Genomic DNA, 9463 nt, shown 5'->3' with positions numbered 1-9463 from the left:
TACCAAACTGTTTTATCAAACTCTCAAAAGTGAAGTGTCCGGCTAAATAGGACCACCCCATCTTACATTAACCGAAGTTTGTGCCTACCATTATCAGCAACAGGAAAAGCGGAACAAGCTAGGTAAGCTCTCAAAATCCACCTTAGAAATTCAGTCAAACTATGCCGCCAATATTTCCGATTATTTAAAGATTTCCAAGCGGGATAAATTACCTGCAACGTCTTTAAATCAAGACTTTATGGATGATTTAGCGTTGCATTTTACCAGTGTGGAAAAGTTTGGGGCTGGCCATATTGAAAACCATCAAAAGTACATAAAGCAGGTTTTAAAATTAGCTACCGAAAGGGGACTAATCCTTAAAAATCCACTTGCCAGCTACCGAATTGAGGGCTGTGATGAGGAGCCAGATACTACACATTTAACCATTGAGCAGTTAGAACGGCTTATAAAGTTCGATTTCTTTGTCATGTCCAGAGCTGGAGAGTTACACCCGGCAGCGGCAGAATCTCTGGATAAAGAAAGAGATGCTTTTGTGTTTAACTGCTTCACTGGAATGCACCATTGTGACTATACATCTAAACAGTTCAGAATTGATAAAGATCAAAAAGCAGATTACTGGCTAATAGGTAAGCGCCAGAAAACGAAGAAGGAGTTTTTTCTAAAAATCCTTGAGCCAGGAGTGGCCGTATTAAAAAAGTATGGGGAGAGCCTGGAAGCACTACCCGTAAAGTCGAACCAGAAAAGAAACGATTCGTTAAAACTCATTGCGGCCTATGTGGGTTTGCCGGTACGCCTATCCACAAAAATAGCCCGTAAAACATTTGCAGATTTAGCACTGAATGAAATGTTAATCCCCTCCGATGATGTAGCTACTATGTTAGGCCTAACATCAACGGAGCGACTTAAACACTATGCTAGGCCAAGGCGGAACCGATTGGCAAAGCTCTTGTCCAGTTGGGAAAGTCTCTCTAATCATTTGCATCAGTCTGACCAACAAGCAGCCTGAATGTCAGTATTTTAAGTACAACAAAACCTATTTAAACTAAACTTGCACCCTCAAAAACAGTAAACAGTCTCAAGATGAGGCTGTTTACTGTTCACTACCCCCCGTTTTGAGGGATTTTTTTCTTTCTTGACCCCGCCCTTTAGCATTTTGGAACTTTCCAAAATTGGCTACCGCGAATATCTGAAAGCAGGTTATTGGAAAGTTTTGTATTAGAAATACTCTAGGTCGAAATCAATTTCGGAACGGATGCGACCGCCTTTCAATTTCCAAAATATATAGTAATCCACCGTGTCGCTTAAGTGCGTGGCTCGCTCTTGGTCGATGCCACTGCTCTCACTTGCCTTGCTCTTCGTGTAGTCGGTGTTGAGTGGGCTGTTGTCCATACTGATCACCGTAGCCTTACACCTGATCCCGTCTATACGTACACGAATGAGCTGCTCATTACGCTCGGCGAACACGTTGTTAATGTCCTTGAACTTCTCGATGTGGGGAGGGTTATAATTAAGGGGTGCTGTAGAAACGTGCCATCCAGAAAGCTCTAAAATTTCAGCGACTTGCTCAAACATGCTTTTTGTGGAGCCTGCCGATTTATTGCGCCCGTTTCTATCCCCCGTTAAAACAGCCACCTTTTTCTTATGGTCTGCATATTCCGTGGATATTAGCGTGGCCAGGGTTTGAGCCATTGTCATGGCCACCCCGTTGGCATCCACTGCTGGCTCCTTGCAGTATAGATTATCTATCAGCCTGGCCTGCACTATATCACTTTGCCAGATGGTGCAGCTCGTAAAATGGGCGTTAAAATCCAGGCTTATTTCCAGGCCAGTGGTAGTATTGTAAAGGAGCTCATCCTGCCAGGTCGCCCTCTTTTCGAACTCATCACTTTCCTCCTTGATTACGTGGATGTGATGCTGGAAAGACGGGTAAAAATTATGGGGCATTTTGGAAAGCCGCTTGCCTTCCACCTCCACCTCATACTCCAATTTGGTAAGGCTCTTTTTGAGCGTCTCTAAATAGTCTTTTGGTAGAAACGCCAAATTATCACGGGTCTTTACTTCCAGGAAAAAGTACTTCTCTGGCTCGGATTTGGCCAGCTCCTCAATTTCGTACATCCATTGCCCCCCAATATCCCAGGGAGGAGAACTAAAAACGGCCAGCATCTGGTGGAACGTCGAATCATACTTACCCTCATTAGCCCGTAAGGTCGGTACGACTACTTTGAGCCACTCTTTTTTAAAATTCAACCCTTCGTCAATAACGTAAAGATCGTAGTTTGAGCCTCGGTTTTCGGCAGCGGCCATTTTAAAGCTCTCAAATTCAATCACAAAGCCATTCGGGAAACTAATGCAATTTTCCCAAATGTCGGGCGCTTCGTGGGGTCGGTCAAAATGAGCAGGTGGCTCCCGCCACATCACCATTAGCCCATTGCCCGTTTTAAAGTCATACTCCGTAATGCCGTGTCGTTTCCAACCTGCTTTTAACCCGGAGGTTAATTTGCTCTTGGCTTTTTTGATCGTCGGAACGCCCCAACCACATTTGGCTTTGGGTAATTCATCCGATGCCAATAACAGGAAATCGGAGAGCGTAATGGATTTTCCAGAGCCCCGCCCGCCAATCATCCCCGCCATTTTATAGCGATTGTTACAAACGGCCTCCAGGAAAATGGCTTGTTTTTCGTTGACTTCCACTTCGACATGGTCAGTGCCCAGCGTTTCATTCTCCGATTTCATAGGTGGTAGTTTCGACTGGTTTAGGCTCCTGGCTCGTATTGTTGTTGATCGTTAATTGACGCACTTTAAAGGTGACTTTCGAGGGCTTTTTGTAGGCATCAGCATCCACCACTTTCTGGTTATCGTAAGCCCCGTCGATTTTGGCCGCTTCTTTCAGCAGCAGCGAATAATTATAAAAATCATCGGCCTCCAGCGCCTTTTTAGCGGCCTCCCGGAACATTTCCGAATAGAGGTACTTGATCCCCTCTTTATCGCGGGAGCTGCGGAGCTCGGCAAACACCACGTAACTCATGGTCAGGATTTCCCTGGCCCGTCGATCCTGGAGCGAGGTGGTTTTTTTAATCATGGCCAGCACCTGGCTATCATTAAAGCCCTGCTTTAACCAATCGCGGGTATCATTGATGTGCTTAAAGGTTTCGGCTTGGATCGGTGTCAGTACCTGGCCATCCTCCAGCAGATAGCGCTGGTAAATCGTGAGCTCATCCCGTACCTTTTCTAAATACTTGTTATTACCCTTTAGCTGTTTCATAGCTCAATAGTCGTAGTTGATCCTCATACTCGTCTTTGATGGCTGTTAGCCTGGCCAGCTCCGTGGCCCAAACGCTGGCTTTGGCGTGGTCGGGTTGCTCGCGTAGCTTTTTCTCGTTTTTGGAAATGTTTACCCGCGTTTTTTGGAGCTCCACCTTTATCTCTGCGGAATGCAGTCCCTGGCTGGCCGTGGTGGGTTTGGCTTCTTTTTCTTCCCTCCGCTTTTGCCCCGTTTGGATCTCGTAGCGTACATCTTTCCACTGCTCCCGGATGGCCAGGATCTGCTCCACCAATGGCTTACGGCCCTCCACATCGTTATCCGCAAAATCGGCCAGGCTATTAGACAAAAGAGCAGCCTCACGGTGGAGCGCTTCGGCCTCCAGCATGAGCTGCTCTTTTATCGGATTGCTGCCGCTATCAACGGGCAGGCCGTTGTTTACTAATTTTTTTTTCGTCGGCTACGGGAGCCGTGGCTGTTGGAGTTTCGGCTGGTTGCGCTGCTGCTGGCTTGGCTGCGCCTGCTTTGGGAGTTGCCGCTGCTTTGAGGGCTTTTTCTAAAGCAGTTTCTGCTGAAGCTGCCGATTTTAGTGCCTCCTCTAATTTTTGGCTTTTCTCATTTAGCTGCTCATTGAGTAAAGCGATCTCGTTAAACTGCTCCTCATTTTTGCCAGCCAGTTCCTGATTTTTGGTGTCCAGCTCGTCAATGATGGCTACTAACGTATCCAGCTCACTTTTTACGTCTGTCTGGCCATCGGCTGCTGGCTCCTCGGCCAGTGCCTGCTCAAAGTCGGCCTGTGCTTTCTCGAATTTGCCTTTTTTTACCGGATGCTCTGGATCGGCATTGTGCTCCATTTCGGCCAATTGGCAAGCGGCCTTAAGTTGTTTTAATTTATCGTTCATTGTGATAAGATGATTTGTTGGTTGAGTGAATCAGATTATTGCTTTCCGCGAGTTACGGCTTTAGCGGCTGCTCCTGCTGGCACTGCTGGCTCATCGGCTACCTCCACCACCTCCACGTAAACCCCTGGATAATCGCTCTGGATTCGTTCGGCATCGGCTATGGCCATTGACTCACCTACTACCACATCCCGCTCGCCAAAGCCAAACTTTACCCCCTCGGCTTCATTCAATACACGTACTACTTTCATGGTGAATTAAACAGTACGGCCTCCAATGCCAGCAAAGGAGGCCGTGGTTAAACAATTGATTGAGTGATTAGACCAGCGTTACCCCTGGAATGGCCAGTGCTGCTCCTAATGGCACATAGCCAAATTGATAGCCGTCATTTTTGGCCTTTAACGTCCACTCTCGCCGGTCGCCCCCTTTGGCTCCAGTCGTGTGGGTGATCTCGAACTGGAGGCCCATTAAGGACGTACCCAATACTACCCGTACCCCATCGGTTAGAATTACCACCGCCACCACATCCGTATTCAACAGCTTTTCGATAGCGGCTACCTGCTCCTTCGTGTAACCGGCCACCTTAAGCTCCAGGCCTTGCTCCCAGGATTGATAACCCGTAGCGCCTTTTAAGGCTTCGTCCAGCTTTAAGCTATTGTCCGAAATGGATACCTCGATAAAGGTGGCGGCAGGGGTTCCCGTTACCAACGTGGGGGCCGTCGTTACCTCACCGCCTAGTATATCCGCCCGTTTTGGCCATTCGCCCGTAATTTGATCGGTCGCAATCAAAAACAGTCTCCGGCCACCGCCTGGGTTGACGGTTTGCTGTGGGGTGCGGGGAATCGCGGCCAGGGTAGCCATTGCCAGCCCGTGGCTATCAAACAGGCTGATGCCCGTAACGCTTTGAAAAGCGTAAGAGGTTACTGGCATGGCAATCAGGCCAGCCAGGGCATTACCGGAAGCCGCCATAATCAGCGCCCCGATGAAGAGAATGGCCGTGGCCATCAGAAACTTAGATAACTTCATTTGAGAAAATTTGAGATAGTAAAAAATGAGTGGCCTGGCCACCGACTAGCAGCCAGGCCGAAGGGTTACACTTTATCATTTTGGAAAACGAATTTGCCAAAGCCGAAGTCAAAGCCAACGCTCATACGAATGTTGATTTTGATGGCTTTTACATCCTTCACCACCGTTAAGGTGTAGGCACTCACATCTTCGTTACAGACGAAATTCATGTTTGAGCCTGGCGTGATCAACATGGTTGATTTACCCGTTAAGCCCACATCGGGAGTCAGGGTAATGTTCTCATAGTTATCGAATTGGCGCATGATCTCGTTAGGCCGCACCGTGTTGGGAAATTTGGCCTGCCGTCGTCGGTTGATGCTACGGGCCATACCCGGAGAGCAACGGAATTGCAGCGGGATCTCCAGCATGGCCTGGTTTTGTGCTTCGACCAATTGACACAACAAAACGGCCTGTTCGTAGCTGTTGGTGTCGTCGATGGTCGTGGCTGCGGTTAGCACTTGAGCCGCTGGAATTTCCAGCGCGGTACGTGCCGCCGTGAGCTTGGATAGTAAGCCCGTGATGGCATATACAGAACCCGTATTGCTGGCGTTCTTAACGGCTTTCCAGCTTGCTTTTTCCACCAGGTTAGCCCGTGCCGTGCGCAAGATCTGTTGCAAGAAAAACACCTCGAACGGATTGGCCAGTACTTCCTTCTCCGAGGTTAGCCCTTTCACGTATTGCAAATACGAACGGAATAGCGTTTGAATTTCCCCGGTCGTGAATTGCAAATCAATATCGACATCCTCAAAGGTGGGAATCCGCGCCCCGAACTGGAGGGCACCCGCTGCTGGGTTAAAGTCATCCGATGCCGCCCGTAAAATATCCATGATCTGGAGATTGATGAGCGGGCTCTTATTGTCGGTGACTAACATTTGGTAGAGCTCCCGGATCTTGGCCTCGCCATCGGTTAAAACGTCCGTAATGATCTCCTTTCGGCCATCGAAAACCTGCATTAAGGCCGATGGCAACTTACTAAAATCGTAACCTGTTGTTTGTGGCATGTAAGTGATTAAAAAAAATAGTTGAAAAGCTGTTACTTATTGGATAGTCATCCGTCTAAGGGCGCTATTTCTGCGCTCGTCGGTAAACCTCCACGGCTGCGGCATTGTAGCTGGTGAGTTCGGTAGCTCCTCCGGCGTTGCTGGCATCGGCTTCTGGCAGTTGGGCACCTACCCCGGCTTGTTTCTCGAACCAGGCTTTGTATTTGCCGCCCTCGGTTTCGGCGGTGGTCTTTTGGCCCTCCAGCTCGGTAACTTTGCTCTCCAGGCCTGTAACCTTGCCCTCCAGTTCAGTAATCTTCCCAGCCTTCTCCGTAACCTGGCTCTCTAGGCCGGTAATCTTGCCCTCCAAGGTGGTTTTTTCCCCCTGGAGCTCCTCCAGTTTTTGCGTAAGGCCTAACACCTCACTGGTGAACTCGTTGTGCTCATCGGTGGAGAGCTTCTCCGAAATCACTTTCTCGGATTTTCCGAAAAAGGAGGCCATAAACGTGGCCACCGTCTGCTTTACTGCTGCCATCTATTTGGATTGTTTAAACGCTTGAACTGTGGCTTTAAAAGCCTGTTGAAATGAGCCCACCTTGTCGGCCAGGCCTAACTTAATCCCATCCCGAACCCCGTACATTTTACCTGTGCTCCATTGATCGGAAGTCAGCAGGCCAGCCCTGCCGCGTCTTACGTAGCCCACAAATTCGGTTTGGGCACTATCCAGCATGGCCTGCATGTCGGCCTCCACTTCGGGAGCGAGTGGCTCGATACCGTTAGCCAGGTTTTTCTCCGTGGAGCCGCTGGCTCTGAAAATCCGAATGTCCAACCCTTGCATCTCCAGTGCCTTGCTGCGGTTCTCGTAGACCATCATCGTACCGATGCTGCCGATGGTTGGCAGCGTCTGATCCTCCAGCCAGATCTGGGTGGCCTGGCTGGCCAGAAAGTAGCCTGCCGATGCACAAAAGTTCGTCCAGACGTTTACGGGTTTGGTCATAGCCCGTATGGCCTCCGCTGCCGCCTTTAGGCCATCCACGGCCCCGCCTGGCGTGTCCATCTTAAGCAGTACCGCCTGTACGGTTTCGGAGAGTTCTGCCGCTTGCAGAATACCCGCTAAATCCTCATACCCCCAAGCGCATAAGCCATAGCGCGAAAGCGCTCCCTGGATCGGGATGACACACACACCCGAGCTGGTGTACACATCGGCCACGTAACTGTAATAGGAGGAGGAGCCTGCCAGTACGTTTGGCCTATCGGCTGGCAGTTGGGCCGATGGATGAGTGGTGATATAGGAGGTAGGTAGTGGATCTTTGCCACTAGCCAGCCGTGGCTGGATAATGCGTTGCATTTGCATGGCAAAGGCTGTGTCAAGGCTCCAGAGGCCCGAAAAATTTACTCCTCTCATTCGTTTTGTAGATCGACAATTACTCGATCTGCCACGAAATTGAGGCTCTTTGGAGATAGCCAAAAGGACATAAAAAATGCCAGCTTTGGCTAGAACTGACTATTGATTTCGTTATTGAATTGTGTAGCTTGTGGCGACTAATTAGATATTGTCGATTTGAAGATTTTTAACATAACGTTAGATTATACAACAGAAATGGCATGAGTAAAGAGTGCCTTATTATACTTAGACTCCTATTTGAAAAACAGGAACAGGGTAAAAACGTGGGTATGACTAGATTAATACACCTGATAGATCGCCATCATTGGGATGACTTTGTTCACCAGCGTGAAATGATAGAGAATAGTATATCACGTTTGACTCAGCAAGGGTACCTTGATTTCAAGGATGTACAAGAACCTGATGGCAAAACGTGGACAGCTTACCGCGTTACAGCAAAAGGGGAAAAGCATTTGTCAGATGCTAGCTTTACATAGTGCCACTTATATAACAAACCTATCTATCATGACAATTAATTGGAAGGATCAGATTATACACTGGTACGAAGGCTATACTCGTACTTCTTTAAATATGTCACAGACTAAGTTCTGGATTGTATTCTGGGGAGTAGCTGGCTTAAGCGTATTACTACAATATCTTTTATTTACTTACTATGGTGGCCAGATAAAAATAGGCTATAAATTTTCAATAATGACATTTGGTTTGAGCTTGCCTTTCCTAGCTTTACGCAGGCTTCACCCCCAGATAATATATATAATAGTTATCTGGGCTTCTCTATTTAAAGCCATGAGTATATATTAAAAAATAAAGACTGAGCCCTGTTGATGGTTACCAATGCTCTTGCTTTATTCGAATAACATAAAGTGAGTTATTCAACAGATTTATGTAAAATGCAAAACGGCCAGTCTCATCTAGGACTGACCATTTTGCATTTTACCCCGTTCCAGTTTGATCTCTGAATCTGCGCCAATTCCAGCCACCAAATAGCCGAACGGCGCGGTAATAGAGCCCGTTTCGCCAATGGCCAGGGTTAAAACGTTCCATGAGCTCCCGGTATGCAGTATCGGAATACGCCCGGCCATCGACTCCCGAAAGTTCAGGGTAGCTATTTATAAACCGCTCCCATTCCATGTACAGACAATCGTGGGTAATGGCCGCTAAATTGGTGCGGTTATTATAAGCAGGCAGCAGGCTCTGGCTCCAGGGTGGAGTGCTGTGGCAATCGGTCAGAAAGTTAGCCTTTATCAGTACACGCCTGGTATCTGCCAATTCCACCAGCACATCCTGCAAAACAGCCATTTGATCCGACTTACTTAATCGGCTGTCGATAACTACCGGCAGACAGTAATACGAATCAGTGAAGGCTATTAATAAGGCCTCTGTATGCTGCTCCATTACAGGCCTCCTCGGCTATCAATGTTGGCAATTTCCCGCTGAATGAGCAGGTAAATGAGGCTGGCCACAGTTGTGGAATCGTTAATGGTTACGCCCATTTGCTTGAGCGCTCCCAGCGTAATAGATTGAAAAAAATCCCGCTGGCTGATCGACTCGCCAACGTAGTCCGCTGGCACTACCTGGCCAATCACATTGACATACGCTCCATCCGTATTGCGCGTAACAATCTGATCGGCATACCGCTGGAGTGCTGCTTTCTTCTGGTCGGGTGTTAATGATTCGTCGGCCAGGATCTGCTCCGTAATCGGCAGGCCGCTGGAGGCATCCAGCGTAATGATTCGCACCTGTTGCACCATATTGAGATCCCGCGTAATCACAAAGTTCTCATGTTCGCCTATTCGGCTTAAGCCAGTGATGGCCTCACTGGAAATATTGGCATGTATTGCATTCATTGGTTAAA

The 9463-nt window shown here is 48.3% G+C and carries 12 protein-coding genes; 1 reads left to right on the top strand and 11 read right to left on the bottom strand.

What is annotated here, in order from left to right; genetic code table 11:
• Positions 1-46 precede the first annotated feature (46 nt).
• Positions 47-1006 (top strand): phage integrase SAM-like domain-containing protein, encoded by a 960-nt coding sequence (locus tag ACYVGR_RS14800; protein ID WP_460957927.1) that lies wholly within the window; start codon positions 47-49, stop codon positions 1004-1006.
• Between the two features lie 209 nt (positions 1007-1215).
• Here the strand turns inward: ACYVGR_RS14800 and ACYVGR_RS14795 are convergent, their stop codons facing one another.
• From ACYVGR_RS14795 to ACYVGR_RS14745, 11 genes are all read right to left on the bottom strand, one after another.
• Positions 1216-2733, bottom strand: a complete 1518-nt coding sequence (locus ACYVGR_RS14795) for a terminase large subunit domain-containing protein (RefSeq protein WP_460957923.1) — start codon at positions 2731-2733, stop codon at positions 1216-1218.
• Positions 2717-3262: a hypothetical protein gene (locus tag ACYVGR_RS14790; protein ID WP_460957922.1), complete on the bottom strand. Its 546-nt coding sequence runs from the start codon at positions 3260-3262 to the stop codon at positions 2717-2719. The genes ACYVGR_RS14795 and ACYVGR_RS14790 overlap by 17 nt, the downstream gene beginning before the upstream one ends.
• The gene (locus ACYVGR_RS14785; RefSeq protein ID WP_460957920.1) at positions 3243-3647 is read right to left on the bottom strand and encodes a hypothetical protein; all 405 of its coding nucleotides are present in this window, start codon (positions 3645-3647) and stop codon (positions 3243-3245) included. The genes ACYVGR_RS14790 and ACYVGR_RS14785 overlap by 20 nt, the downstream gene beginning before the upstream one ends.
• Positions 3648-3678: 31 nt before the next feature.
• Positions 3679-4161, bottom strand: a complete 483-nt coding sequence (locus tag ACYVGR_RS14780) for a hypothetical protein (RefSeq protein ID WP_460957918.1) — start codon at positions 4159-4161, stop codon at positions 3679-3681.
• A gap of 35 nt (positions 4162-4196) precedes the next feature.
• Positions 4197-4409: a hypothetical protein gene (locus tag ACYVGR_RS14775; protein ID WP_460957916.1), complete on the bottom strand. Its 213-nt coding sequence runs from the start codon at positions 4407-4409 to the stop codon at positions 4197-4199.
• Positions 4410-4476: 67 nt separating this feature from the next.
• Positions 4477-5184, bottom strand: a complete 708-nt coding sequence (locus ACYVGR_RS14770; RefSeq protein WP_460957914.1) for a hypothetical protein — start codon at positions 5182-5184, stop codon at positions 4477-4479.
• 65 nt (positions 5185-5249) lie between these two features.
• Positions 5250-6224 (bottom strand): hypothetical protein, encoded by a 975-nt coding sequence (locus ACYVGR_RS14765; protein ID WP_460957912.1) that lies wholly within the window; start codon positions 6222-6224, stop codon positions 5250-5252.
• A gap of 64 nt (positions 6225-6288) precedes the next feature.
• Positions 6289-6738, bottom strand: coding sequence for a hypothetical protein (locus ACYVGR_RS14760; protein WP_460957910.1), 450 nt, complete (start codon positions 6736-6738; stop codon positions 6289-6291).
• The gene (locus ACYVGR_RS14755; RefSeq protein ID WP_460957908.1) at positions 6739-7608 is read right to left on the bottom strand and encodes a S49 family peptidase; all 870 of its coding nucleotides are present in this window, start codon (positions 7606-7608) and stop codon (positions 6739-6741) included.
• A gap of 933 nt (positions 7609-8541) precedes the next feature.
• Positions 8542-9003: a DUF1353 domain-containing protein gene (locus ACYVGR_RS14750; protein ID WP_460957906.1), complete on the bottom strand. Its 462-nt coding sequence runs from the start codon at positions 9001-9003 to the stop codon at positions 8542-8544.
• A complete protein-coding gene (locus tag ACYVGR_RS14745; RefSeq protein WP_460957905.1) occupies positions 9003-9455 on the bottom strand; it encodes a hypothetical protein in 453 nt (150 codons plus the stop codon). The genes ACYVGR_RS14750 and ACYVGR_RS14745 overlap by 1 nt, the downstream gene beginning before the upstream one ends.
• Positions 9456-9463: the final 8 nt, after the last annotated feature.

The sequence above is a fragment of the Spirosoma litoris genome, from assembly GCF_054776755.1.
Note: the sequence above shows the minus strand (reverse complement) of the source record. Positions and strands in the feature narration are given on the sequence as shown.

Bases quoted from the DNA above. Each gene is read 5' to 3' on its own strand.
- ACYVGR_RS14765 (WP_460957912.1), bottom strand. From the start codon at position 6,224: ATGCCACAAACAACAGGTTACGATTTTAGTAAGTTGCCATCGGCCTTA.
- ACYVGR_RS14770 (WP_460957914.1), bottom strand. From the start codon at position 5,184: ATGAAGTTATCTAAGTTTCTGATGGCCACGGCCATTCTCTTCATCGGG.
- ACYVGR_RS14755 (WP_460957908.1), bottom strand. From the start codon at position 7,608: ATGAGAGGAGTAAATTTTTCGGGCCTCTGGAGCCTTGACACAGCCTTT.
- ACYVGR_RS14760 (WP_460957910.1), bottom strand. From the start codon at position 6,738: ATGGCAGCAGTAAAGCAGACGGTGGCCACGTTTATGGCCTCCTTTTTC.
- ACYVGR_RS14775 (WP_460957916.1), bottom strand. From the start codon at position 4,409: ATGAAAGTAGTACGTGTATTGAATGAAGCCGAGGGGGTAAAGTTTGGC.
- ACYVGR_RS14785 (WP_460957920.1), bottom strand. From the start codon at position 3,647: ATGCTGGAGGCCGAAGCGCTCCACCGTGAGGCTGCTCTTTTGTCTAAT.
- ACYVGR_RS14750 (WP_460957906.1), bottom strand. From the start codon at position 9,003: ATGGAGCAGCATACAGAGGCCTTATTAATAGCCTTCACTGATTCGTAT.
- ACYVGR_RS14795 (WP_460957923.1), bottom strand. From the start codon at position 2,733: ATGAAATCGGAGAATGAAACGCTGGGCACTGACCATGTCGAAGTGGAA.
- ACYVGR_RS14790 (WP_460957922.1), bottom strand. From the start codon at position 3,262: ATGAAACAGCTAAAGGGTAATAACAAGTATTTAGAAAAGGTACGGGAT.
- ACYVGR_RS14780 (WP_460957918.1), bottom strand. From the start codon at position 4,161: ATGAACGATAAATTAAAACAACTTAAGGCCGCTTGCCAATTGGCCGAA.
- ACYVGR_RS14745 (WP_460957905.1), bottom strand. From the start codon at position 9,455: ATGAATGCAATACATGCCAATATTTCCAGTGAGGCCATCACTGGCTTA.